Annotated in this window: 26 protein-coding genes and 1 pseudogene; 26 read left to right on the top strand and 1 reads right to left on the bottom strand. The window is 53.0% G+C overall.

Annotated features, from left to right (window positions below; genetic code table 11):
* From JI735_RS30180 to JI735_RS30090, 19 genes and pseudogenes are all read left to right on the top strand, one after another.
* Nucleotides 1-753 (top strand): demethylmenaquinone methyltransferase, encoded by a 753-nt coding sequence (locus JI735_RS30180; RefSeq protein ID WP_020427698.1) that lies wholly within the window; start codon nucleotides 1-3, stop codon nucleotides 751-753.
* Nucleotides 746-1,621, top strand: a complete 876-nt coding sequence (locus JI735_RS30175) for a UbiA-like polyprenyltransferase (protein WP_202676730.1) — start codon at nucleotides 746-748, stop codon at nucleotides 1,619-1,621. Before JI735_RS30180 ends, JI735_RS30175 begins: the two co-directional genes overlap by 8 nt.
* The gene (locus JI735_RS30170; protein WP_202676729.1) at nucleotides 1,618-2,226 is read left to right on the top strand and encodes a UbiX family flavin prenyltransferase; all 609 of its coding nucleotides are present in this window, start codon (nucleotides 1,618-1,620) and stop codon (nucleotides 2,224-2,226) included. Before JI735_RS30175 ends, JI735_RS30170 begins: the two co-directional genes overlap by 4 nt.
* Nucleotides 2,223-3,083, top strand: coding sequence for a menaquinone biosynthesis protein (locus JI735_RS30165; RefSeq protein ID WP_039835093.1), 861 nt, complete (start codon nucleotides 2,223-2,225; stop codon nucleotides 3,081-3,083). The genes JI735_RS30170 and JI735_RS30165 overlap by 4 nt, the downstream gene beginning before the upstream one ends.
* Nucleotides 3,080-4,048: a polyprenyl synthetase family protein gene (locus tag JI735_RS30160; protein WP_202676728.1), complete on the top strand. Its 969-nt coding sequence runs from the start codon at nucleotides 3,080-3,082 to the stop codon at nucleotides 4,046-4,048. The genes JI735_RS30165 and JI735_RS30160 overlap by 4 nt, the downstream gene beginning before the upstream one ends.
* Nucleotides 4,049-4,155: 107 nt before the next feature.
* Nucleotides 4,156-4,599: a nucleoside-diphosphate kinase gene (ndk, locus tag JI735_RS30155; protein WP_039835090.1), complete on the top strand. Its 444-nt coding sequence runs from the start codon at nucleotides 4,156-4,158 to the stop codon at nucleotides 4,597-4,599.
* A gap of 25 nt (nucleotides 4,600-4,624) precedes the next feature.
* Nucleotides 4,625-5,428 (top strand): CheR family methyltransferase, encoded by an 804-nt coding sequence (locus JI735_RS30150; protein ID WP_039835089.1) that lies wholly within the window; start codon nucleotides 4,625-4,627, stop codon nucleotides 5,426-5,428.
* A gap of 116 nt (nucleotides 5,429-5,544) precedes the next feature.
* A complete protein-coding gene (locus JI735_RS30145; RefSeq protein WP_167330801.1) occupies nucleotides 5,545-5,706 on the top strand; it encodes a hypothetical protein in 162 nt (53 codons plus the stop codon).
* A gap of 197 nt (nucleotides 5,707-5,903) precedes the next feature.
* Nucleotides 5,904-7,073 (top strand): chorismate synthase, encoded by a 1,170-nt coding sequence (gene aroC, locus JI735_RS30140; RefSeq protein ID WP_020427689.1) that lies wholly within the window; start codon nucleotides 5,904-5,906, stop codon nucleotides 7,071-7,073.
* A 2-nt stretch (nucleotides 7,074-7,075) separates the two neighbouring features.
* Complete coding sequence (gene aroB, locus JI735_RS30135) at nucleotides 7,076-8,179, top strand: 3-dehydroquinate synthase (RefSeq protein WP_039835092.1); 1,104 nt, start codon at nucleotides 7,076-7,078, stop codon at nucleotides 8,177-8,179.
* Nucleotides 8,173-8,544 (top strand): chorismate mutase, encoded by a 372-nt coding sequence (gene aroH / locus JI735_RS30130; RefSeq protein ID WP_020427687.1) that lies wholly within the window; start codon nucleotides 8,173-8,175, stop codon nucleotides 8,542-8,544. The genes aroB and aroH overlap by 7 nt, the downstream gene beginning before the upstream one ends.
* A 346-nt stretch (nucleotides 8,545-8,890) precedes the next feature.
* The gene (gene trpE, locus JI735_RS30125; protein WP_039835088.1) at nucleotides 8,891-10,444 is read left to right on the top strand and encodes an anthranilate synthase component I; all 1,554 of its coding nucleotides are present in this window, start codon (nucleotides 8,891-8,893) and stop codon (nucleotides 10,442-10,444) included.
* Between the two features lie 75 nt (nucleotides 10,445-10,519).
* A complete protein-coding gene (gene trpD / locus JI735_RS30120) occupies nucleotides 10,520-11,560 on the top strand; it encodes an anthranilate phosphoribosyltransferase (protein WP_202676727.1) in 1,041 nt (346 codons plus the stop codon).
* Complete coding sequence (gene trpC, locus JI735_RS30115; protein ID WP_039835085.1) at nucleotides 11,550-12,380, top strand: indole-3-glycerol phosphate synthase TrpC; 831 nt, start codon at nucleotides 11,550-11,552, stop codon at nucleotides 12,378-12,380. Before trpD ends, trpC begins: the two co-directional genes overlap by 11 nt.
* Nucleotides 12,373-13,053, top strand: coding sequence for a phosphoribosylanthranilate isomerase (locus tag JI735_RS30110; protein WP_202676726.1), 681 nt, complete (start codon nucleotides 12,373-12,375; stop codon nucleotides 13,051-13,053). The genes trpC and JI735_RS30110 overlap by 8 nt, the downstream gene beginning before the upstream one ends.
* Entirely contained in the window at nucleotides 13,050-14,246 is a 1,197-nt protein-coding gene (gene trpB / locus JI735_RS30105) for a tryptophan synthase subunit beta (protein WP_039835083.1), read from the top strand. Before JI735_RS30110 ends, trpB begins: the two co-directional genes overlap by 4 nt.
* Nucleotides 14,246-15,067: a tryptophan synthase subunit alpha gene (gene trpA / locus JI735_RS30100; RefSeq protein ID WP_039835082.1), complete on the top strand. Its 822-nt coding sequence runs from the start codon at nucleotides 14,246-14,248 to the stop codon at nucleotides 15,065-15,067. Before trpB ends, trpA begins: the two co-directional genes overlap by 1 nt.
* Before the next feature lie 58 nt (nucleotides 15,068-15,125).
* Entirely contained in the window at nucleotides 15,126-16,223 is a 1,098-nt protein-coding gene (gene hisC / locus JI735_RS30095; protein WP_202676725.1) for a histidinol-phosphate transaminase, read from the top strand.
* Between the two features lie 48 nt (nucleotides 16,224-16,271).
* Nucleotides 16,272-17,365: pseudogene (locus JI735_RS30090) on the top strand (prephenate dehydrogenase).
* Nucleotides 17,366-17,468: 103 nt separating this feature from the next.
* Here JI735_RS30090 and JI735_RS30085 read toward each other — a convergent pair.
* On the bottom strand, nucleotides 17,469-18,410 hold the full coding sequence (locus JI735_RS30085; protein ID WP_039835076.1) for a ketopantoate reductase family protein: 942 nt from the start codon (nucleotides 18,408-18,410) through the stop codon (nucleotides 17,469-17,471).
* 207 nt (nucleotides 18,411-18,617) lie between these two features.
* Between JI735_RS30085 and JI735_RS30080 the strand changes: the two genes are divergently transcribed.
* From JI735_RS30080 to JI735_RS30050, 7 genes are all read left to right on the top strand, one after another.
* A complete protein-coding gene (locus JI735_RS30080) occupies nucleotides 18,618-19,190 on the top strand; it encodes a TetR/AcrR family transcriptional regulator (protein WP_039835075.1) in 573 nt (190 codons plus the stop codon).
* A 584-nt stretch (nucleotides 19,191-19,774) separates the two neighbouring features.
* Complete coding sequence (locus tag JI735_RS30075; RefSeq protein ID WP_039835074.1) at nucleotides 19,775-20,368, top strand: RNA polymerase sigma factor; 594 nt, start codon at nucleotides 19,775-19,777, stop codon at nucleotides 20,366-20,368.
* 355 nt (nucleotides 20,369-20,723) lie between these two features.
* On the top strand, nucleotides 20,724-20,966 hold the full coding sequence (locus tag JI735_RS30070) for a hypothetical protein (RefSeq protein ID WP_202676724.1): 243 nt from the start codon (nucleotides 20,724-20,726) through the stop codon (nucleotides 20,964-20,966).
* A 143-nt stretch (nucleotides 20,967-21,109) separates the two neighbouring features.
* On the top strand, nucleotides 21,110-21,697 hold the full coding sequence (locus JI735_RS30065) for a histidine phosphatase family protein (RefSeq protein WP_039835079.1): 588 nt from the start codon (nucleotides 21,110-21,112) through the stop codon (nucleotides 21,695-21,697).
* Nucleotides 21,698-21,787: 90 nt separating this feature from the next.
* Nucleotides 21,788-22,873, top strand: a complete 1,086-nt coding sequence (locus tag JI735_RS30060; protein WP_039835072.1) for a hypothetical protein — start codon at nucleotides 21,788-21,790, stop codon at nucleotides 22,871-22,873.
* A gap of 14 nt (nucleotides 22,874-22,887) precedes the next feature.
* The gene (locus JI735_RS30055; protein ID WP_039835071.1) at nucleotides 22,888-23,394 is read left to right on the top strand and encodes a gamma carbonic anhydrase family protein; all 507 of its coding nucleotides are present in this window, start codon (nucleotides 22,888-22,890) and stop codon (nucleotides 23,392-23,394) included.
* Nucleotides 23,395-23,412: 18 nt separating this feature from the next.
* The gene (locus JI735_RS30050; RefSeq protein ID WP_020427670.1) at nucleotides 23,413-23,592 is read left to right on the top strand and encodes an IDEAL domain-containing protein; all 180 of its coding nucleotides are present in this window, start codon (nucleotides 23,413-23,415) and stop codon (nucleotides 23,590-23,592) included.
* The last annotated feature ends 22 nt before the right edge of the window (nucleotides 23,593-23,614 follow it).

The raw sequence follows: 23,614 nt of genomic DNA, 5'->3' as shown, positions 1-23,614 counted from the left end.
ATGACTATAGAGAAAACTACTACAATCGGTGATCAAGGCACTAAACCCAAGGAGCAATTTGTCCATTCTGTGTTTGAGAGCATTGCCGGCAAATATGATCTGATGAATGACATCCTGAGCTTCCGCAGGCATAAGGCCTGGCGCAAATTCACCATGCGCAAGATGGGGATGAAGCGGGGCGACTCTGCGGTTGATCTGTGCTGCGGCACCTGTGACTGGAGCATTGCGCTCGCTGAAGCCAGCAAGACAGGCTGTGTCATGGGCCTGGACTTCAGTGCAGGTATGCTGGAGGTAGGCCGCCGGAAGGTGGAGGCACGCAATCTCCAGGACCGGATTTCCCTGGTACAGGGCAACGCCATGGAGCTGCCTTTCGGGGACAATTCCTTCGACTATGCGACCATAGGCTTCGGGCTCCGCAACGTGCCTGATCCCGTCCGGGTATTGAACGAAATGAAACGTGTGGTGAAGCCGGGAGGCATGGTAGTCTGCCTGGAATTATCCAAACCGATGAAGCAGCCGTTCAAAGGCATTTATTATTTCTATTTCCAGCGGGTGCTGCCGCTCCTTGGCAAACTTTTCGCGAAAAGATATGAGCAGTACAAGTGGCTTCCGGAGTCATTAGCCTTGTTCCCGGACAGAAAACAGCTAGAAGTAATTTTCCGTGAAACCGGACTGCAAAAAGTGGAATCCTTTCCCTTGACCGGAGGCATCGCGGCACTACATATTGGGCTCAAGGAGAATTGTAATGCTTAAGAAAATCGGCATTTTTTTGCAAATGATCAAGTTTGAACACACCGTTTTTGCTTTGCCTTTCGCTTTTATGGGTGCCCTGCTGGGTTCGGTCGTGATGTTTGGGGCCTTGCCCTCCTGGAGCCAGATCGGCTGGATTGTAGTAGCCATGTTCGGCGCACGCAGCGCGGCTATGGGGCTGAACCGGCTGATTGACCGGTTCAGCGACGCCAAGAACCCCCGTACAGCCGGCAGAGCCATCCCGGCCGGGCTGCTCAAGGTTGGAGAGGTGTCCCTGTTTATCGCCTTTTCTTTCTTTTTGCTGTTCTGGGCCGCATTCAAGCTGAACCCTTTATCGGCCAAACTGCTGCCGATCGCAGTTTTTCTTCTTGTTTTTTACTCATTCACGAAACGCTTCACCTGGGCCTGCCACCTGATCCTTGGTCTGACGATTGCGCTCGCCCCTCTCGGGGGCTGGGTTGGCGTCACCGGAACCGTGGACTGGACTTCCATGGTATTCTATTTCACGATTGTATTCTGGACAGCGGGCTTTGATATTATCTATTCCTGCCAGGACGTTGAATTCGACAAGAAGGAAGGCCTTTATTCTATTCCTGTCCGCTTTGGCGTGGCCCGTGCATTGACCATTGCCAAGGTGTTCCACATGCTGACGGGCATCGGTTTTGTTTCACTGCTGTTTATTACCGATCTTAGCTGGTGGTATGTGGCAGGGATGCTGATCGCCTACATTATTCTTTTTTATGAACACCATATTGTTTCTCCAAGCGACCTTAGCCGGCTGCAGACCGCATTCTTCACTATGAACGGTGTGCTGAGCATTGTAGTATTTTCCTTTACCCTGATTGACTTGGTGGTGCAGTTCTACAAATGAATGAGCTTAAGCCGAAAAACTATGTCGTGGGCATCACGGGAGCCAGCGGCGGCATTTATGGCGTCCGGCTGGCCAGAACGCTGCTTGCGCTGGGACACTCGGTCCATCTCGTGGTAAGCAACGCCGGCTGGCGCGTATTTAAGGAAGAGCTGGGCTTTGCCGCCTCAGACCGGGAGGGCTTTCTGAACGAACAGTTCGGGAGCTATCCCGGTTCTCTGCATTATCACCCGGTTGCCGACATCGGGGCTTCTATTGCCAGCGGCTCCTTCCGAACAGAGGCCATGATTATTATGCCTTGCTCCATGGGAACTCTGTCAGCCGTGGCCCACGGCAGCTCGGATAACTTGATGACCCGGGCTGCGGATGTCATGCTGAAGGAAGGACGTCCGCTTGTGCTCGTACCCCGGGAGACACCGCTTCATGCGATTCACTTGGAAAATATGCTGAAGCTGTCCCGGCTCGGGGTGAAAATGATTCCGGCGATGCCCGCATTTTATTACGGCCCGACAACCGTGGATGACCTGGTTGACTTTATGGTGGGCAAGGTGCTGGACAGCCTGAACATTGAGCATTCATTATTTCGCAGATGGGGGAATGAAGGATGAATGATCCTGAACCTACCGTTATCGGTAAAATCAGCTATACCAATTCCTGGCCGGTATTTCACAATTTCCACCCCTCTTCCTTAAGCTTTCCCGCAGAGATGGTGAGCGAGGTGCCAGCCGTTCTTAATCAAGGTATGACCAGCGGAAGTATACATGTGGGAGCCTTGTCCTCTTTTGCCTATGCGGCTGCAAGCGAACGGCTGCTGCTGCTGCCGGATTTGTCGGTTAGCTCCGATGGACCGGTGAAGTCCATTCTGATGTTTTCACGTGTGCCGCTGGCACAGGTCGCCTCAGGAACGATTGCTGTAACCAACACTTCGGCCACATCGGTCAATTTGCTGAAGATCCTGATGGCAAAAGCATTGAACGGCAAACCTGAATATATCAGCGCCGCTCCTGATCTGGACCAGATGATGGCCGGGGCGGATGCCTGCCTGCTGATCGGTGATCATGCGATCCGGGCTTCGTGGCAGAATCAGGGCTATATTGTTACCGATCTTGGCGGGCTGTGGAAGGAATGGACCGGATTCGGGATGACTTTTGCCGTCTGGGCCGTGAACCGGGAGGCTGCCCGAATGAGACCGGAGGCAGTGGCTGAAATCGCCGACGCCTTTGTGGAGAGCAAGAGACGCGGCCGGCAGAATCTGGCACCCATTATCCGGGAGGCCTGCTCAGCTATCGGGGGTTCAGCAGCCTATTGGGACACGTACTTCCGTAATTTATGTTATGACTTTGGGGAAAGGCAACAGGAAGGGCTGAACCTCTATTTCCGCTACGCCTACGAGCTGGGTTTGCTGCAGCGTGAAGTGAAGATGGAGATGTGGAGCCATAATCTGCTGACACGGGTGAACGAATGAAACGAATGCAAATGTTTGGCTTGCTGAACAAGGATATGGATCAGATCGAAAAAGAGCTCTACCGCAGCGTACAGGGGGACGATGATCTGCTGACAGAGACATCCCTGCACCTGCTGAAGGCAGGCGGCAAAAGGCTGCGGCCGGTCTTTGTGCTGATGGGCGGCAAATTCGGGCAATATGATCTGGAGAAGCTGAAGCGTGTTGCCATACCGCTGGAGCTGATCCACAGCGCCTCGCTGGTTCACGACGATGTCATTGACGATGCAGAGCTGCGGCGCGGGGAGCTGACGGTCAAAGCGAAATGGGGCGATAAAATCGCCATGTATACCGGGGACTATATATATGCCAAGGCGCTGGTAATGACCTCGGAGCTGGGCAATCCGCGAATACACCAGATCCTCTCCAAGGCGATGGTGGAAATGTCCATCGGAGAGATGGAGCAGATCCGTGACTTCTTCAACAGCGAGCAGAGCGTGCGCCATTATCTGCGGCGCATCCGCCGCAAGACGGCACTGCTGATTGCCATCAGCTGCCAGCTCGGTGCGCTGGCAGCTGATGCAGAGCCGAATACGGCCAGGCTGCTCTATGATTACGGATATAACGTCGGCATGGCGTTCCAGATCCGTGACGATCTGCTCGATCTTTCCGGGACGGAGAAGCAAATCGGCAAACCTCCGGGCAGCGACATGCGGCAGGGCAATATTACACTTCCGGTGATATACAGCTTGGAAGACCAGCGGCTGCGGAGTGCGCTGCTTACAGAGCTGGCTTCCATCCGTGAAGGAAATAGCGGCGTGGGGCGCGCCATTGATCTGATTCTGTCGGGTGAAGGCATTTCCAGGGCAGAAGAGCTGGCATCCCGCTACATTGCCAAGGCGCTTGAGGCGCTGGACCAGCTTCCGAGCAACCGGACGAAGCGCAATTTGAAGGATATTGCTTTTTTTGTGACAGGGCGGTCTTATTAATCTGCAGAAATCAAAATATTAAGCGTTCACAGATGGCAAGGTTTCTGATACTATCAGAAAAACAGCTTATTATTCATTCGGAATAATAGAAAATGGAGAGTGACTCTATGGAGCAAACGTATCTGATGATAAAACCGGATGGGGTGCAGCGCGGATTGATTGGGCGGATTGTGGCCCGTCTGGAGGACAAAGGATTCAAGCTGGTTGCCGCGAAGCTGATCATCATTACAGAAGAGCAGGCGAAGAAGCATTACGCTGAACATGAAGGGAAGGATTTCTTTCCTGAATTAGTACGCTTTATTACCTCTGGACCTGTATTTGCCATGGTCTGGGAAGGGGATGATGTAATCGCGCTGTCCCGGTTGATGATCGGCAAAACCAAGGTGGGAGAAGCTCTGCCGGGTACAATCCGCGGTGATTATGCCAGCCACACCCCTCTGAATTTGATTCATGGTTCGGATTCCCCAGAAAGTGCGGCACGTGAAATCGCCAATTTCTTTGCTCCGGATGAACTGGCGGATTACAACAAAGACATCGCGGCCTGGATGTAGTTCAGGCGGGAGGCAGGGAAAAGAAATGGCTGAACGAGAAGAAGCAGCAACAGCTCCAGACCCGGATTACACCGGATTTATCCATAACGTTAAGCAAAGCACCGGAATTGACCTGGCGCAGTATAAGGAAGCGCAGATGAAGCGGCGTCTGACCACGCTGCGGATGAAGAACGGCTATCAGTCCTTCAGCGATTTTTTCGCCGCAATGATGAAGGACAAAGCCTTGTTCTATGAATTCCTGGACCGCATGACCATCAATGTCTCGGAATTCTGGCGCAACCCGAACCGCTGGGAGGTCCTGCGGGATGTCATTCTGCCTGAACTGCAGCGTTCGGGCCGCAGGCTGAAGCTGTGGAGCGCTGCCTGCTCCACCGGCGAAGAGCCGTACACCTTGGCGATGATCCTCTCCGACAAAAACATTCTGGCCGAGACCGGCATTCTGGCGACAGACATAGATGACGGGGCGCTGGCCAAAGCGAAGCAGGGCATCTACCTGGAGCGGTCGCTGAAGGATGTGCCGAAGGATGTCGCCGGCCGCTATTTTACACCGGAAGGGCCGGTGTTCAAGGTCAGTGAAGGACTCAAAAAAAATATCGATTTCCGCAAGCAGAACCTGCTGCTGGATAAGTTTGATGAAGGCTTCGATTTGATCATCTGCCGTAATGTCATGATCTATTTTACGGAAGAAGCCAAAAACAAGCTGTACCACAAGTTTTCAGCCAGCCTGCGGCCGGGCGGATATCTGTTCGTGGGCAGCACGGAGCAGATTTTCACGCCGGCGCAGTACGGATTCGAATCGACGGAAACGTTCTTCTACCGCAAGAAATAAAGCAGCAGTGCCCGCGAATACGACATTCCTTAAGATACGTATACTTTCGCTCTTTTTCAGTGATACTGGACAGTAGAGGTAGATTACGTGTGTCATGCGAAAGGTCGTACATTCCGATGGATAAAAGCAAGGTCATAGATGCCTACAGACGCGGCTTTCTGACCGTCCGTGAATGCGGGCAAATTCTCGGTGTTGAAGAGCGGCAGCTGCAAAGTCTGCTCGCGCTTGAAGATGACAAGACGTCTTGCCTGCCGCCAAGCCGGAGAATCGGCAGTTGAGGACCGGATTCTCCCGGGTACACTGCAGCGTCGTCTTTACTCGCAAGAGTAGAGGCGGCGCTGTTCTTTTTCGTGCCGGATACGGGCAAGCCGGGTGTATCCCTTTCTTGTCAAAGCGGATTCCCTATACTATAATGAGCAAAGACATTTAACATTTTAGCGGTTTACAGTTTAAAAGTGTGAAGGGGGAACGCAGCATGAGTTTACGCTACTTAACAGCGGGGGAAACGCACGGCCCCCAGCTTACAGCTATTATTGAAGGACTGCCCAGCAATTTGACACTTGATTTTGAAGAGCTTAACTTTCAACTGCAGCGGCGGCAAAAAGGGTACGGGCGGGGACGCCGGATGCAGATCGAAAAGGATTCGGCAGAAATCGTCGGCGGAGTCCGTCATGGTTACACCACGGGTGCTCCTGTAGCTCTGGTTGTGGAGAATAAGGATTGGACCCACTGGAAAAATATTATGAACATCGAGCCTATTCCCGGCAGCGATGAAGAGAAGCGGCGTGTGAACCGTCCCCGTCCCGGACATGCGGACCTGAACGGCGGACTGAAATATAATCTGACAGACCTCCGGAATGTGCTTGAGCGCTCCAGCGCCCGCGAAACGGCGGCTAGAGTGGCTGTAGGTGCAGTAGCCCGGCAGCTTTTGGCTGCGTTTGGCGTGAAGATTGCCGGACAGGTGATCCGTATCGGTGAAATTGAAGCGCCTGCAAATGATCTGCCGGTTGACGAGCTGATCGAGCAGACAGAAGCTTCTTCGGTGAGAGTTGTGGATAAAGAAACTGAGAAGAAGATGGAAGCTTACATAGATAAGATCAAGGAGGAAGGCGACTCCATCGGCGGCATCGTGGAATGTATCGTTGAAGGCCTGCCGGTCGGCCTGGGAAGCCATGTACAGTCCGACCGCAAGCTGGATGGTGCCATCGCCGGTGCAGTAATGTCCATCAACGCCTTCAAGGGTGTGGAAATCGGCATTGGTTTTGAGGCAGGCAAGCTGCGGGGCTCGCAGGTCCATGATGAGATCATGTATGAGGCATCCCGGGGGTACTACCGGGCGAGCAACCGTCTGGGCGGCTTTGAAGGCGGAATGACCAACGGGATGCCGGTTGTGGTCCGCGGAGTGATGAAGCCGATTCCGACGCTGTACAAACCGCTGCAAAGTGTCGATATCGACACGAAAGAACCTTTTACCGCCCAGGTGGAACGTTCAGACGCCTGTGCTGTGCCGGCTGCATGTGTGGTGCTTGAGAATGTGGTGGCCTGGGAGATCGCCAAAGCCTTTATGGACAAGTTCGGCGGCGATTCCATCGAGGAGATCAGAGCCAACTACAACAATTACCAGGCACAGCTGGAGAGCTACTAATGATGCGCAGCATTACGGTAGAACTCGGTGAACGTTCCTATCCGATCCACATCGGAAGCGGACTCTTGCGTGACATTGGCCAGCATTGCGTGAAGGCCGGGTTCCCGCTCCGCAGTCCGCTGCTGATCGTCAGTGACAGCGAAGTGGCCCCGCGGTATCTTCCCATGGTTGAGGCCGCCCTGCGCGGAGAAGGATATGCTGTAGTCAGTCATGTGATTCCGGCCGGAGAGGCCTCCAAATCACTGGCTGTGTACGAAGAAGTCATCACAACGGCAATCCAGGCCGGCCTGGACCGCAGTTCAGCCGTACTGGCGCTGGGCGGCGGTGTGGTAGGGGATCTGGCGGGATTTGTAGCCGCAACTTACATGCGCGGAATAGGCTTCATTCAGATTCCTACTACCATATTGGCTCATGACAGCAGTGTAGGCGGCAAGGTGGCGGTTAATCATCCGCTGGCGAAGAATATGATTGGCGCTTTCTATCAGCCGTCGCTGGTGCTGTATGATTTGGATACCCTGAGCACGCTTCCGCCGCGCCAGATCTCTTCGGGACTGGCTGAAGTGGTAAAGCACGGTCTGATTCTGGACCGTGACTTTGCTTACTGGTGCCGTGAACATGCTTCTGAACTGCTCTCCCTGAATACAGAGGCATTGGGATATGCGCTGGAGCGGGGCTGTGCGATCAAGGCTCAGGTCGTCAGCAATGACGAGCGGGAGCATGGGCAAAGAGCGTTCCTGAACCTTGGGCATACGATCGGACACGCGATTGAAGCCGTGGGCGGATATGGTGTATTCCTGCACGGCGAAGCCATTGCCATCGGAATGGCAGGTTCTGCCCTGCTCGCTGCCAAGCTTGGCCGGGAACGGGCGATTTATGAGGATACCATTGCCATGCTGTCAGCACTCTCGCTTCCCGTGAAATTGCCTGCAGAGTACAGCGAGGATGAGCTGATGGAAGCGATGATGCATGACAAGAAATTCAAGGAAGGCAAGATGACCTTTATCGTGCCGGATTCAATCGGCGCTGTCAGCATCGTGAATGATGTGCAGCCGAGCGCCGTCCGCGAGGTTCTCGCGCAGCTTAAGAAGGAGGGAAGCCCGTGGTAAACCGGGGAATACGCGGTGCAACAACCGTAACCAACAATGAGGAAAACGAGATCTTGCGCGAAACGGTTGTACTGCTGCGCGAGATTGTGGAGCGAAATGATGTCATTGCGGAAGATATCTGCAGTGTGTGGATTACGGTGACCGGAGATCTGGACGCTACCTTTCCGGCGCGGGCCATCCGGGAAATTGAAGGCTGGGACCTGGTGCCGCTGATGTGCTCCGTGGAGATTCCCGTCAAAGGCGGCCTGCCGAAGTGCATCCGGCTTATGGTGCAGGTCAACACCGATAAATCGCAGCGGGATATCCGCCACGTCTATTTGAATGAAGCCCGGAAGCTCCGTCCGGATCTCTCACAGCAGAAGTAACAAATTTCTTGTGCAGGGTTGCCATGGACCAAAGCCATCATGTATAGTGTAGTTAGCCGAGTGAAGCAGAGTTTAGTTAAGCTGAGTTGAGTATAGTTGAGCAGAGTGCAGAATTTTAGTTGAGTTCAGGCATCATACCGTTTGGTTTGCAGTTCTCTTTGAGGTACGCTTTAGTGCTGATTTGCGCTATCGCCGGATTTTTCTGTGGGAGAAGTGCATCCTTTACGATCGTGATATGCCGCTCCTTTGCGCTTTTTCATATACTTACTTACACAAACCTCTACTCCGGTAGAGGTTTTTCTGTATTTCGGACAATATAAACCAACAACCTAAGGAGGCATCCCAAGTGACGAATCCAAGAGTAGAAGAAGTGCTGTCGCTGTCGCGGGAATATAATCTGATCCCTGTAGTTACGCGGCTGCTCGCCGATATGGAGACACCCATCCGGTTATTCCAGCGGTTTGCCGGGCAGGACCGGGCCTTTTTGCTGGAGAGTGTAGAGGGCGGGATACAGTGGGCCCGTTATTCTTTTATCGGCAGTGACCCCTTCCTGATGGTCTCCGGCAAAAAAGGCGAAGTCCATGTAGAGGTCGGCGGCGAGAAGAGACGGCTGTCCGGCAAACCCGTCGAGGAGCTGAAAGCACTGCTCCGCTCATACCGCAGCCCCAAGCTGGACGGGATGCCTCCTTTTACAGGCGGGGCCATCGGATTCTTCGGCTATGATCTGCTGCAGTATTATGAGAAGCTCTCCGCCCACGCAGTCGATGATTTGAATATGGATGATATCCGCTTCATGTTCTGCGACCGCATTATCGTATTCGATCATGTGAAACAGCAGATTCTCCTGGTAGGCAACCTGCATATCAAGGACGGGGATACGGATTCCGATATCCGGGCCGGATATGAGGAACTGAGCCGCCGGCTTGAGAATATGGCTGAAGAGCTTCAGAAGGAAGGACCGAAGGAAAACGTCAACCGGCGCAGCATTCCCCAGGACATAGAACTGGGCGAGATCCATTCGAACCTTACCAGGGAACAGTACATCAGCAATGTGGAGCAGGCGAAGGAATATATCCGGGCGGGGGATATTTTTCAGGTGGTGCTGTCCCAGCGGCTGCACATTGAAACAGAAGTGTCTCCGCTGCATGTCTACCGGATGCTTCGTACGCTGAATCCTTCACCCTATATGTATTATCTGAAAATGGATGAGGAAATCATCGTCGGCACTTCACCCGAGGCGCTGGTCAAGGTGGACGGAGGCCGTGTGGAGACCCGCCCCATCGCCGGGACCCGTCCCCGTGGCGAGAACGAAGCGCAGGACCGGGCGCTGGCCGCTGAACTGCTGGAGGACGAGAAGGAACGGGCAGAGCATCTGATGCTGGTGGATCTGGGCCGCAATGACCTGGGCAGAGTATCCAAATTCGGTACAGTAAAATGCGACTCCTTCATGGAAATTGAGAGGTACTCGCATGTGATGCATATCGTCTCGAATGTGTCAGGGACACTGGACGAGGGCAAGGATTTCTTCGATGCCTTCCTCTCCTGTCTTCCGGCAGGAACCGTATCGGGTGCGCCGAAGCTGCGGGCGATGGAAATCATCGCCGAACTGGAACGGGAAGCGAGAGGCGCTTACGCCGGAGCCATCGGCTATCTCGGGTTTTCCGGAAATATGGATTCCTGCATTACAATCCGCACCATCATTTTCCGCAAAGGCCGGGCTTATGTGCAGGCTGGGGCAGGGATCGTGTGGGATTCGGTTCCCGAGAAGGAATATGAAGAGACCGTCAACAAGGCCAAAGCGATGCTGAAGGCGATCCGGATGGCAGAAGCCATGTTCCCGGCTGAAGTCCAAGAAAAACAGGTAATCAACCAGGATTACATGTATGAATATACCCCTTGATCCCGGCGGGTCAAGCGGAACCGCTGTATGAATTCCAGAAGCCTGAGATGGCTCAATGAACAGGAGGAAACCAGGATGGACGCAAGCCAAAGGATACAATCAGGGATTGCCAGTATAATCGAGGGCCGGGATCTCAGCCGGCTGCAGGCGCGGGAGATTATGGGGTCAATTATGGAAGGGGCGGCCTCAGCGGCGCAGATTGGCTCACTGCTGACGGCACTCCGGATTAAGGGAGAAACCGTTGAAGAAATCACCGGGTTCGCGGAAGCGATGCGGGGGTTCAGCACACATGTGGCTACGGAACGGTCCCAGCTGCTGGATACCTGCGGGACCGGCGGCTCGGGCATCCATAAGTTCAATATTTCCACAGCCTCGGCCATTATATCATCTGCAGCTTCCGTCAGAGTTGCCAAACACGGCAACCGTTCCGCCTCCGGCAGAGCGGGCAGTGCCGACGTGCTTGAGGCGCTTGGAGTCAATATTCATCTGAATGCGGAGCAGGCCCGGCAGTGCCTGGACAGCATCGGCATCTGCTTTCTGTTCGCGCAAATCTACCATCCGTCGATGAAGCACGCTGCAGCGCCGCGGAAGGAGCTGGGGTTCCGCACTGTATTCAATATGCTGGGACCGCTGACCAACCCGGCAGGCGCGGACCGTCAGCTGATGGGGATCTACGACAGGGACAAAACACAGACTATAGCCCACGTGCTGAAAGAGCTTGGTTCCAAGCGTGCGATGATTGTAAGCAGTCTGGACGGCCTGGATGAGATCAGCATTTCCGCTCCCACACAGGTGTCTGAACTGAAGAACGGTGTGGTGACGACCTATGAGATCACCCCGCAGGAATTGGGACTAAGCACACATCCGCTGGAGAATGTGCTTGGCGGTGATGCGGCCGAGAATGCGGCCATCATCACCGGAGTGCTGCAAGGAGATGTGAATCCTTACCGTGATATTGTCCTCGCCAATGCGGGCGCCTGCATTTATGTGGCTGGACTTGCGGATACCTTGCAAGAGGGCGTGGAACAAGCAAAGGCTGTAGTAGATTCCGGCGCTGCGCTGCTGAAGCTGGAGCAGCTCAAAGCCATGACGAAGGAGCTTGATTATGTATCTTGAGCGGATTGTTGCCACCAAAATCAAAGAAGTAGAAGCCCTAAGCACAACGTTCTCTCTGGAGGAGGCCAAACGTCAGATTGCAGCCTTGCCCCCTACAAGGGGATTTCGAACAGCGCTTACGAAGTCACGGAACAGATCCATGGGGCTGATTGCCGAAGTAAAGAAGGCCTCTCCGTCCAAAGGCCTGATCCGGGCGGATTTCGATCCGGTGTCTATCGCCAAGGGGTATGAAGCGGGAGGGGCGGATTGTTTATCCGTCCTTACGGATAAAGATTATTTTCAGGGCAGCGGCGCTTACCTGCAGCAGGTTAGGGAGGCGGTAGATCTTCCGCTGCTGCGCAAGGATTTCATTATCGATGAACGCCAGATTTACGAAGCCCGGCTGCTGGGTGCCGACGCGGTGCTGCTGATCGCCGCCATTCTGACGCCTGAACAGCTGATTTCGTTCACGGATACAGCTGCCTCGCTGGGACTCGATATCCTGATTGAGATTCATGACCGGAGCGAGCTGGAGACCGTTCAGGCTACCGGGAAACTGGAGCACCCTGGGGTGCTGCTGGGGATTAACAACCGCAATCTGCGCACGTTTGAGACGGCACTGTCTACCACAGCCGAGCTTGCTGCGCTGCTTCCCGGCTCAGTTCCCGTGATCAGCGAGAGCGGAATAGCCGGCCCCCGGGATATTGATTATCTTAGAACCACCGGAGCCAGCGGCGTGCTGGTCGGAGAATATCTGATGCGCCAGCCGGATGTGGAACAGGCAGTGAACGGGCTGCTTGGTGCGCTGCCGGAAGGAAAGGAACGTGCCGCCCGTGGCTGAGACGCTGGTAAAAATCTGTGGACTTCAGGACGTTGAAGTGCTAAAATCTATGAAGCGATTACCTGTGGATTATATCGGGTTTGTGTTTGCAGAGAGCCGCCGCAGGGTGAGCCCCGGACAAGCGGCAGAGCTTATTGCCGGGCTTGCGGAATGGGAGAACGGAAACCCTCCGCTCGCTGCCGGAGTGTTTGTGAATCCTACACTTGCTGAGCTTGCAGCGCTGCTCTCCACCGTGCCGCTGAAGGTCATTCAGCTGCATGGCCGGGAGAGTGCGGAATTGTGCCGGGCCGTCAAGGCGGCTTTTCCCCAGGTGCAGGTATGGAAGGCTCTTTCAGTAGCCAAAAGCAAGGCCGAGTCTGATGCGGACGGTCCGCATGCTCTTCAGCAATATGCCGGTGCTGTTGATGCTCTGCTGCTGGATACCTATGACCCGGCCGGCAGCGGCGGCTCCGGGCAGACCTTTGATTGGGGGAAGATTCCTTCGTATCAACAGGCGGCTTCTGAATATGGCCTGCCACTATTTGTCGCTGGCGGATTGCACCCGGATAATGTGCGTGAACTGCTGGACGGCTATGCTCCCTATGGTGTTGATGTTTCAAGCGGCGTAGAGAGCGGCGGGGTTAAGGATCTCATCAAAATGACAGCTTTTGTGGAAAGGGTGAAGCAATCATGATACAAGTACCGGACAAGAATGGGCGTTTTGGTTCTTTTGGAGGCCGCTTCGTTCCTGAAACGTTGATGAATGCGCTGATTGAGCTGGAGGAAGCCTACAACAGGTTTTCCGCCGATCCGGCTTTTCAGAAGGAAGTGGATTATCTGCTCAAGCAATATTCCGGACGCGAGACTCCGCTCTATTATGCGGAACGTCTCAGCAAACATCTGGGAGAAGCAAAAATTTACTTGAAACGCGAGGATCTCAACCATACAGGCGCCCACAAAATCAACAATGCGATCGGCCAGGGCATACTCGCCAAGATGATGGGCAAAACCAAAGTCATCGCCGAAACCGGCGCAGGCCAGCATGGTGTGGCCACAGCTACGGTAGCAGCGCTGCTCGGAATGGAGTGCAAGGTGTTCATGGGCGAAGAAGACACACGACGCCAGGCGCTGAACGTCTTCCGCATGAAGCTGCTGGGGGCTGAAGTCATTCCGGTGACTTCCGGTTCGCGGACACTGAAGGACGCAGGGAATGAGGCGCTCCGCTACTGGGTCAGCAACGTGGAGGACACCTTCTACGTGCTGGGTTCTGCTGTAGGCCCGCATCCGTATCCGATGATGGTCCGCAATTTCCAGCGGATTATCGGGGATGAGACACGGCGCCAGATTCTGGAAGCCGAAGGCAGGCTGCCGGATTTGCTGGTCGCAGCAGTGGGCGGCGGCAGCAATGCGATCGGCATGTTCTATCCGTTCATGGAGGATGAGCAGGTCGGGATGATCGGGGTGGAAGCAGCCGGCAAAGGCGTGGAGACTCCCTTCCATGCGGCAACGATGAGCAAAGGGACCCGGGGAGTCTTTCAGGGCTCGCTAAGCTACCTGCTGCAGGATGAGTATGGACAAGTACAGGAGGCGCATTCCATTTCCGCCGGTCTGGACTATCCCGGAGTAGGACCTGAACATTCCTACCTCAAAGATGTCCACCGTGCCCAGTATGTACCGGTTACGGATGATGAAGCACTGGAAGCCCTGAAGCTGCTCTGCGTAACTGAAGGGATTATTCCGGCGCTTGAATCCGCCCACGCCCTTGCGCATGTTGTGAAGCTTGGACCGGCATTGTCCAAGGATGATCTCGTGGTGATCTGTTTGTCGGGACGCGGGGACAAGGATGTTGAGTCGATTATGGCCTACACGGAAGGGGCGGGTAAGTGATGACAACCGAAACGACGAACCGGATGGATGTGGCCTTCCGCAGGCTGAAGGAGGAGGGCCGGACAGCGCTGATTCCGTTCCTGACTGTAGGCGATCCTGATCTGGAGACTACGCTTGAGATTATCGCCGAGCTGGAGGCGGCAGGGGCGGATATTCTGGAGCTGGGCGTGCCTTATTCCGATCCGCTGGCGGACGGTCCTGTAATTCAGCGCGCATCTTCCCGGGCCTTGCGCGGCAATATCAATCTGCGCACCTGCATGGAAACAGCGCTGAAGGCCCGGCAGGCGGGCAGCAAGCTGCCTTTTATTCTGTTCACCTACTACAATCCGGTCATGCAGATGGGGCTGGACAACTTTTTCTCCCTGCTGGATGCCCATGAGATCAGCGGGCTGATCATACCTGATCTTCCGGTGGAAGAGTCAGAGGATATGCGCCAGCGCAGCCGTGCCGCAGGGGTAAATCTGATTCCGCTTGTAGCGCCTACGTCCAGCGAGCGGATTGCGCGTATTGTCGCCGGGGCGAGCGGTTTCGTGTACTGCGTATCTTCGCTTGGAGTTACAGGAGAACGCTCTTCCTTTCATTCCGGAGTGGATGACTTCATTGCTTCTGTCCGCCAGGCCACGGACCTTCCGGTAGCGGTGGGCTTTGGGATCTCGACCGGTGAGCAGGTAGCACGGTTTGCCCGTATCTGCGACGGTGTAGTGGTAGGCAGCGCTATCGTCCGCAAGGTCGAGGATGTTATACCGCTTCTGGACAATCCTGCTACCCGAAGTGAAGGACTGTTGCAAATTCGTGAATTTGTGGCACAATTAAGACCATAACAGTCTGCTGGCAGGCCCTGAAACAGCTGGAGATATTGATGGAGAGCGAGGACCGTTCATGAACCCGAAACCGAATATTGTTAACCTCCCTGTATATAAGCCGGGGAAACCTATTGAGGAAGTGAAAAAGGAGCTGGGCTTAAACGATGTCATTAAGCTGGCCTCCAATGAGAACCCGTACGGGTCTTCGCCAAGTGCAAAAGCCGCCATCCTGGCAGAGCTCGACAACTTGTATCTGTACCCTGACGGTTCGGCTGCTGAATTGACGTCAGCGCTGGCGGGGCATCTCGGAGTGAAGAGCGGCAACATTATCTTTGGCTGCGGCTCGGATGAGATTATCGCCTTGATTGCCCGGGCATTTTTCCTGCCGGGAGACGAGACGATTATGGCAGACCAGACCTTTTCCGTATATAAAAGCAATGCCGATATCGAAGGAGCAGTCTCCATCGAAGTGCCTCTGGCGGACGGTACGCATGATCTGGATGCGATGCTGGCCCGGGTTACAGAGCGGACCAAGGTCATCTGGATCTGTAATCCGAATAACCCTACCGGGACGATCGTGCCCGAGGAAGCCTTAATTACATTCCTGAATGCGGTGCCGTCCGGGGTGATGGTTGTCCTGGATGAAGCGTATTGCGAATATGTGACTGATCTTTCGTACTCGAATGGAATCAAGCTGCTGGAATCCTATCCGAACCTCGTTGTACTGCGCACCTTCTCCAAGATTTACGGCTTGGCTGCACTGCGCATCGGGTACGGGGTGGCAAGTCCGCAGATTATCTCCTTGATCAACAAGGTGCGTGAACCGTTTAATACCTCGCGTCTGGCACAGGCCGGAGCACTTGCTGCGCTTGCTGACCAGGAATACGTACAGGAGTGCCGCCGTCTGAACAGTGCGGGCATTCTCCAGCTTCAGGCTGAATTCAAGCGGCTGGACCTTGCATTCTTCCCGGCGCACGGCAATTTCATTATGGTGGATGTGCGGAAGCCGGCAGCCGATATTTTTGATGCATTGCTGCGGCGGGGGATTATAGTGAGAGCAGGGCATAAGCTGTACCCGACCTATATTCGTGTCACCGTCGGTTCGGCGGAGCAGAACAAGGCTTTTATCACTGCGCTGGAGCAGGTGCTTCAGGAACAGGGCGTACAAGTCTAACGGGCAGCGTATAAGACGAATCTACAGAAGGCAGGTAGTTCAAAGAACATGACGACAAAAATAGCAATTTTCGGTGTCGGTCTGATCGGAGGCTCTCTGGCCCTTTGCTTCAAAGGCAAGGAGGGCCTGACCGTTGTAGGCCATGCCCACCGTCCTGAATCGGCACAAAAATATGTCAGCAGAGGTGTGGTCGATCAGGCCACACTTTCACTTGAGGAAGCGGCATTGGATGCCGATTTCATTTTTTATGCGTGCCTGTAGGCATGCTGGAGGATTATTTGCAGCGCCTTAGCAAACTTCCCTTGAAGCCGGGCTGTATTATCACGGATGTGGGCAGCACCAAGGCGACGATTGCCGCCTGCGCGCTGTCGCTGGACCTTCCCGGGGTACATTTTATCGGTGGACATCCCATGGCAGGATCGGAGCGTTCCGGCGTGGAGGCAGCTTCTTCTCTGCTGTTCGAGAATGCCTATTATGTGCTGACACCCCCTCCGGGAGTCCCAGAGGAGGCTTATCAGACGCTTGAGGCTTTGCTTTTACATACCAGAGCGCAGATTGTCCGGCTTGATCCGGAGCGCCACGATGAGATTGTCGGAGCCATCAGCCATTTGCCCCATATCATTGCGGTTGCGCTGGTGAATCAGGTCCGGGCGTATGACGACACGGACTCCCTGTACAGTACCTTGGCGGCCGGGGGCTTCCGTGACATCACACGGATCGCATCCAGCGACCCGATCATCTGGAGAGATATTCTTCTCAACAACCGCTCGGTCATGCTTCGTCTGCTGAAGGATTGGAATGATGAGGTTTCCTCATTTGTGCAATTGCTGGAGAATGCGGACGGGGAGGGGATTGAGGAAGCGTTCCTTGAAGCGGGCGGCTTCCGCAGCCAGCTGCCGGAGCGGCGCAAGGGAATGATTACCCCGCTGTTCGATCTGCATATCGATGTTCCCGATCATCCAGGGATTATCGGACGGATTGCCACAGAACTGGGGGACCAGGGCATCAACCTCAGCAATGTGCAGATTATCGAAAGCCGCGAGGATGTGCCGGGCATAATGCGCCTGTCCTTCCGCCAGGAGAACGATATGGAACGGGCCAAAATTCTGCTGCAGCACCAAGATTATACTGTGTACGTGTAAGGCCGGTAAGGCTGGATAATATCCCCTTCAAGCAGTCACTCCTACAAACCCGTTCATCAGTATTGGGGAAGTGAGCTTGAAGGGGATTTTGTTGCGGAAGGGTTTACCTCTGCGGGAGCGGAGAATAATTTTCGAGCGCATCCCAATGGGGTGTGGGAATGTTGGCTCTGCTCTTTAAATCATGAAAGGCTTGATATAGTGCAAACATCTCGTCAGCAGACACCGCTTTATCGCCCAGGAGAATTTTGCCGACAGGGGTGGACAGCATTATCTTCAGCATGATATAGAATATTTTCCTTTGCTTCCGGGCTAATTTCAGTTGACTTGCAGGCGTAACCGTATATCCGAGCTTCTCCAAGACTTGATGGCCCTCATCTACAGCAGCAATGACCTGATGAAGCAGCTTATTGTCTTTTACAGCCTTGCGCAAATCACCGTTGTAGGCAGGCGCAATGAAATTCAAAGGCAGGATCATCATAAAGTGGCTTTTCAGCCATTCATCCATGTTCTGTTGATAGACCAATTTATATTTGGTGTTCACAAAAGCCTGGTCAATCACCGTCCGCCAAGGCAAATCTTCACCCAGGCCGCCGATGGTCATTTGCACCTGGGGTCCACGCACGCAGAACATCCGGCCGGGCTCCCTCCATCCGCCACTCACTTGGAATCCAAAGGCAACCTGCTTTTCAACCGGACTGTTGGCCTGCAAATAATCCTTCATCTCTGTGGGGTTGGCATTATTCCCTACGAGTACCACCCGGCTGCTGTGGTTCGCTGCAAGTGCAGGCAGTACCGAATGGAAATCGGGATATTTCATCACGACAAAAACAAGGTCATAAATATCCTCCGGCTGCAGTTCACTGATCACATGTACTTTATCGGCCGTGGTACGGAACTGAAAATAATGCCGGATCACATTGCCGTTCTTTTGCAATTCATCCAGCCGCGCTCCCCTGGCCAGCATGGTCACATTGTTGCCTCCCCGCACCAGCACATGGGCTAAGTAGCTTCCCAACACTCCGGCCCCGTACACCAATATTTTCATTGAATCGCTCCTCCATATTCTATTGCATATTTTGAATAAAGTTTTTAAATATTGAGTTATATATTTAAAAATTATCACAGCTCGATTCTATTCCTGACACAAACCGTCTGTCAATAGGTTTTTAAATTAAGGAGTCATTATTTCAAAACTTCGGAATTCATGTTATAGTAAACTTTATTAAAAAATGCGGGATGTGGGTAAAGCGATATGAACAAATTTGAAATAAGAACACAAACCAAGAAGGATGCAATTGTTGCAGCAGCCCTAAGGCTTTTCCATGAAAAAGGCTTCATCCACGTCAGTATAAAAGACATTGCCGCTGAATCCGGCGTATCCTCTGTGTCACTATATAATTATTTTGGCAGCAAAGAAGGAGTGGTCAGGGAATGTGCCAATGTCCTGATGCAGAATACCGTCCATAAGGCCAAGGAACTCCTGGGCCAAAATATCGAATTCAAAGATAAAATGCTCCGGGCATTGGAGATCTGTGCCGATCAGGATTATCAATTGCTTTGTTCCCCGGGGGCAGTAGAGGATCAGGTGTTATCAAGTCTCTATAATGAAAATACAAACCGGATCAGAGTCGAGATCATTCAGGAGTTCATCAGGCAGGGGAAAAGTGAAGGGGTTATAGATGCTTCTGTTTCTCTGCAAACCATATTGGAATTATTGAATGCGATTGGGACGGTCCAATCATCGTGGGCGGGTACAGAAAATTACAAAGCAAAAATGGCAGAGCTTAACCGGCTGCTCTTGTACGGATTAATAGGAAGGCCATAAATTCAGGCTTTAATCTTTTAAAAAAGTGTTGACATCATGTAAACGGATACATATAATAAAGGTACAGTATGGTTTCTCTCCACTCCTATCCAAATACTACACGGTTCCAAGAAATTGTGAACTGTAACCGCTTATAATGTAAGCGGTCTTTTTTTTGCCTATTTTTAGCATCATTTGGAGGAATGTAATAAATATTGCAAAATTCCGAATTCATGCCCCGCGTTCCTTCATTCGACCCCACACGACCCCACGCTTGAAAATCCGACGCATTCTGCTGCAATGAGTCTATTAATGTCATCCTGTAAGAATATGTGCTATACTAGACTAGGTATGTTTATAGTTTCCAGAGATATAACAAGCGATCCGGTATTTGGATTGCCGATCCATCCATGAACTTGTGTTTTTCTTTCTGTATTTACTTACAGAGTGCCTTATTTGTCGGGTGACTGAATATACATAGGAAGTAATGCCTTTAAATGTGTGCAAATTTGTAGGAAAACCGCAACTTTTTAAGCCCCGGCCGGTATAAGAATTATGGACCGGACGGGATTACACGTGCTAGGGCGAGGAGGGCCGAACTCACCATGACGGATTCCCAGTTGATCCAGCTAATCAAACAAGGTAACACAGAGATATATTCAGAATTAATGCGGCGGTACCAACGTAAAATACTGGCTTTTGTCTACCATATGCTCAAGAATTCCCACATGGAGCTTCTTGCGGAGGATTTATGCTCGGAGACCTTTTACAAGGCGTTCCGGAGCCTGCATTCTTTCCGGGAAGTAGATGCATCATTCTCAACATGGCTGTATACGATTGCCCGGAATACAGTGCTTAGCGAGCTTCGCAAGAACCGTGCCGGAAATGTGTCACTTGAGGAAAGCGGGTATACGCCGGTAGCCCCGATTGAGGTGGCTCCAGAACAGGCTGCGCTCCGCAAAGAGCGGATGAACCTGGTCCGTGAAGCGATTAATAATCTGCCGGAGAAACAGCGTTCCGCGCTGATACTACGGGAATACGATCAAATGGACTATCAGGAAATTGCAGAGATTCTGGACCAGAGTGTCAGCTCCGTGAAATCATTATTGTTCCGTGCCAGGAGCAGTGTGAAGCTCCAACTCGAGTCCTATTTTTATGAGCCTGAAATAGAGGAAGATGAGCAGGCTGAGAGGGTGTAAGGCCTATGAATTGCAGGGAAGCGCAGGATTCCATTCCGCTTTTGTGGGACGCTCCCCCCACGGACCCTAGGCGGATTTTGCTTGAAAGGCATATTGTGAATTGTCCCTACTGTTCCGCTGAATGGGCGTTGTGGCAGGAGAGCAGTGAGCTTATGCGGGAAACACAGATTGAAATCAGCGAAGAACGTGCGGAGGCTGTGAATCTTCGGGTGATGGAGCGGATTTATCTGGAAAGTCCCTGGCTTATGCCGGGGATGGTAAATCTGCCGGGAATTCTACAGCCTTCCGTCGCCGGCTCAGTCTCTGGATTGCCTGTTTTCTGGCTGTTTTTATATCCAGCTTTCTGTATTTTACGATGTTCAAAACACCCGCCAATACTACTGTGGCGCAGAGCGGAATTGTGGAGACCGGTGTAGCCGGCTTGTCTATGGATTGGTCCTCCTCGTATCCTGACTCTGAATCGGGCGGAGGGATCATTGAACCGCTCGTGGTGAGCATGGGTCCAACCCATCCGCAATATTGGATGATGCTGTCCATGCTCGGAGTAGGCCTGTCGGTATTTTTGCTGTACCGGCTGAACCGTTACCGCAGACATTAAGAAGCCCTCTTTACTCCCAAGTAAAGCGGGTTTTTTGTTGTGATCTTACAGGACAAGCCTAATTAACATTTCAAAAAGAAGACATTTGTTTTCATTCGTGTTACATTATTAAGCAAACATAAGGGAAGGGCAAGGTGATTGTGATGCTGATTGGCTTAATCCGCCATGGGCTGACGGACTGGAATGCGGAAGGCAGGATACAAGGACAAAGCGACATTCCGCTCAACGATGAAGGCCGGAGTCAGGCTGAGATGCTGGGGGAACGGCTTCTGCAGGAAACTTACCGTTGGGACTACTGTATCACCAGCAGTCTTTCCCGTGCTGCGGAGACAGGCAAAATTATCGCGGCCAAGCTGGGCATTCCATTGCTTGAACCGGATGAGCGCATCCGTGAGCGGGCCTATGGGCAGGTTGAGGGGATGACTGCTGCACAGCGTGAAGAGAAATGGGGCAAGGACTGGAATCTGCTGCCGCTTGGACAGGAGTCGGATGAGCAGCTTCAAGCGCGGGCCTTGGCTTTTATGGAGGAAATTGCAGCGCTTTACCCGGATAAGAACCTACTTGTTATCTCGCATGGAGGCTTTCTGGCCCAGCTCTACATCGCCTTATATAAGGATAAATACTCAGAGCGTCTCGGCAATCTCTCGCTTACAATACTGGAGAAGAAAGAAAAGGAATGGAATCCGCTGCTGTACAATTGTACACGCCATATTCTGCAACAACAGCATTAACCCGACCCTTCGGGTTATTTTTTTTGAGCGATAAGGAATAAAAAGGGCAGTATTTCCCATAATGGTAGTAAAACGGTGAGGCGATAAATGATGAATCTGGCGGATATGCTTAACTTTGCAGACATTAGTCAGCTTACCGCCATTGCGGGACGCTACCAGTGTGATTGCAAACGGAATTCCAAACATGATTTGATTCAGAGTATATTGATCACACTGGGGAGCCGCCAGTTTATGGAATCCCATATCCGGGAATGCGCTCCTGAAGACCTGCGGTTTCTCAATACGCTGTTGTTCGACGAACGCAGCCAGTTCAGTCTTGAGGATTTGCTGGCTGCGGCGAGGCAGGCTTCCTTCGATACAGTTCCCGGCAAAAGCGGGGGGTACCGGGAGATGGTGGCAAGGTTCAAAAACAGCGGTTGGCTCTTTAGCGGCGCTTCTCAGCAGAGCAGGTATTTGTTCCGGGTTCCGCAGGATCTGAAAACCCGCTTCCGCGAACGGATGGGCGAATATCTGAGGGAACAAATCCCTCCCGGCGGAGAGCCTGCGATTTACCGGAGTGAAGGCGAGATGCTTGCGGGTGACCTGCTGCTCTTTCTTCGCTATATCCAAGAGAATGAGCCTGAGCTGAACCAGGAAGGTGCGCTGCACAAAAGGTATCAGCAAGGGGTCATGAACGCGATCCAAATTCCTGAACCTCTTCTCGGCAAAGGCGGCTGGAGATTCGGCTATGGAAGAGCCTGTGAGCATTACCCGCCCAGACTGGCTCTGATCGTGGATTACGCCCGCCACCGCCGCTGGACTACCGAGGCAGGCTACCGTCTGAAGCTGACTTTGGCCGGAGAAACGCTGCTCGAACAGGGGAAATCTGAAAAGCTGATACAGTTATACTCCTTTTGGTTAAAACTGTATAAAGGCGCTATACCAAATCTGCCGTCCCTCGTATACTGGATAAGTGTAAGTGCGGGGAAGTGGGTTGCCGTGGCCTCACTTGTAGAGAGTCTGGGCTGGCTGGTCAAGCCGTTTTATTACGATGATGCCGCTTCGATTCTGGAACAGCGCATCATCCGGATGATGCTGCATCTGGGAATGCTCCGCCTCGGTGAAACACCGGAGGGGCCGGTGGTTATGATGACGCCGTGGGGGCTGGAGGCGGCTGTGCCGAAGCAGCTGAAGTAGGCAGGGGGAGAAGAATGCGGATTGGTTATGGGAACTACATACCGCAGCTTGACGAGTCTGTATACGTGGCGGAGGGTGCGAAGCTGGTAGGTGACGTAAGAATTGGACGACAGTCCAGTGTCTGGTTCAACGCCGTACTCCGGGGGGATTTGGCTCCGGTAATGATCGGCGACCGCTGCAATATCCAGGATGGTACCGTGGGGCATGTGGCTGAAGGACTGCCGCTGGTATTGGGGGATGACATATCGGTCGGCCATTCTGCAATCATCCATGGCTGCAGGATAGGCAAAGGCACATTAATCGGAATGGGTGCAATTGTATTGAACGGTGCAGAGATTGGTGAATATGCTTTAATAGGAGCCGGTTCTATTGTAACCGAAAACAAAATCATTCCGCCCTATACCCTATCACTCGGTTCACCTGCCAGAGTGATTCGTGAATTAACGGAGCAGGATCTTCAGAGGATGGCCCGCACATGCGAGAGCTATGTACTTAAAGCAAGTGAATATGGAAGGATCTAAACAGCGGAGGTGTATCGAATGGACAAAATGAAGGCTACCTATGAAGTGATGCTAGGACTTGCGGCAGAAATGGTGTGGGATGAAGCGCTGCGAAAGCGTCGTACCGACATCTTGTACCGGGAGATCGACACGGCGCTGGCTGCCGGCGATAAGACGGCGTTCCGCAATCTGACGGAGGAATTGAAAAGTCTGGCCTAAGAATAATACGGGAAATGCGCCT

The organism is Paenibacillus sonchi (genome assembly GCF_016772475.1).
In the GTDB taxonomy this organism is placed as follows: Bacteria; Bacillota; Bacilli; order Paenibacillales; family Paenibacillaceae; genus Paenibacillus_AQ; species Paenibacillus_AQ sonchi.
Note: the sequence above shows the minus strand (reverse complement) of the source record. Positions and strands in the feature narration are given on the sequence as shown.

Excerpts from the sequence above, each read along its gene's own strand:
- JI735_RS30075 (WP_039835074.1), top strand. The coding sequence starts at position 19,775 with ATGACGGATTCCCAGTTGATCCAGCTAATCAAACAAGGTAACACAGAG.
- trpB (WP_039835083.1), top strand. The coding sequence starts at position 13,050 with ATGATACAAGTACCGGACAAGAATGGGCGTTTTGGTTCTTTTGGAGGC.
- ndk (WP_039835090.1), top strand. The coding sequence starts at position 4,156 with ATGGAGCAAACGTATCTGATGATAAAACCGGATGGGGTGCAGCGCGGA.
- trpD (WP_202676727.1), top strand. The coding sequence starts at position 10,520 with ATGGACGCAAGCCAAAGGATACAATCAGGGATTGCCAGTATAATCGAG.
- hisC (WP_202676725.1), top strand. The coding sequence starts at position 15,126 with ATGAACCCGAAACCGAATATTGTTAACCTCCCTGTATATAAGCCGGGG.
- JI735_RS30165 (WP_039835093.1), top strand. The coding sequence starts at position 2,223 with ATGAATGATCCTGAACCTACCGTTATCGGTAAAATCAGCTATACCAAT.
- JI735_RS30175 (WP_202676730.1), top strand. The coding sequence starts at position 746 with ATGCTTAAGAAAATCGGCATTTTTTTGCAAATGATCAAGTTTGAACAC.
- trpA (WP_039835082.1), top strand. The coding sequence starts at position 14,246 with ATGACAACCGAAACGACGAACCGGATGGATGTGGCCTTCCGCAGGCTG.
- JI735_RS30070 (WP_202676724.1), top strand. The coding sequence starts at position 20,724 with ATGTTCAAAACACCCGCCAATACTACTGTGGCGCAGAGCGGAATTGTG.
- JI735_RS30150 (WP_039835089.1), top strand. The coding sequence starts at position 4,625 with ATGGCTGAACGAGAAGAAGCAGCAACAGCTCCAGACCCGGATTACACC.
- JI735_RS30060 (WP_039835072.1), top strand. The coding sequence starts at position 21,788 with ATGAATCTGGCGGATATGCTTAACTTTGCAGACATTAGTCAGCTTACC.
- aroC (WP_020427689.1), top strand. The coding sequence starts at position 5,904 with ATGAGTTTACGCTACTTAACAGCGGGGGAAACGCACGGCCCCCAGCTT.
- JI735_RS30170 (WP_202676729.1), top strand. The coding sequence starts at position 1,618 with ATGAATGAGCTTAAGCCGAAAAACTATGTCGTGGGCATCACGGGAGCC.
- JI735_RS30145 (WP_167330801.1), top strand. The coding sequence starts at position 5,545 with ATGGATAAAAGCAAGGTCATAGATGCCTACAGACGCGGCTTTCTGACC.
- JI735_RS30160 (WP_202676728.1), top strand. The coding sequence starts at position 3,080 with ATGAAACGAATGCAAATGTTTGGCTTGCTGAACAAGGATATGGATCAG.
- trpC (WP_039835085.1), top strand. The coding sequence starts at position 11,550 with ATGTATCTTGAGCGGATTGTTGCCACCAAAATCAAAGAAGTAGAAGCC.
- JI735_RS30050 (WP_020427670.1), top strand. The coding sequence starts at position 23,413 with ATGGACAAAATGAAGGCTACCTATGAAGTGATGCTAGGACTTGCGGCA.
- aroB (WP_039835092.1), top strand. The coding sequence starts at position 7,076 with ATGCGCAGCATTACGGTAGAACTCGGTGAACGTTCCTATCCGATCCAC.
- JI735_RS30080 (WP_039835075.1), top strand. The coding sequence starts at position 18,618 with ATGAACAAATTTGAAATAAGAACACAAACCAAGAAGGATGCAATTGTT.
- JI735_RS30065 (WP_039835079.1), top strand. The coding sequence starts at position 21,110 with ATGCTGATTGGCTTAATCCGCCATGGGCTGACGGACTGGAATGCGGAA.
- JI735_RS30055 (WP_039835071.1), top strand. The coding sequence starts at position 22,888 with ATGCGGATTGGTTATGGGAACTACATACCGCAGCTTGACGAGTCTGTA.
- JI735_RS30180 (WP_020427698.1), top strand. The coding sequence starts at position 1 with ATGACTATAGAGAAAACTACTACAATCGGTGATCAAGGCACTAAACCC.
- JI735_RS30085 (WP_039835076.1), bottom strand. The coding sequence starts at position 18,410 with ATGAAAATATTGGTGTACGGGGCCGGAGTGTTGGGAAGCTACTTAGCC.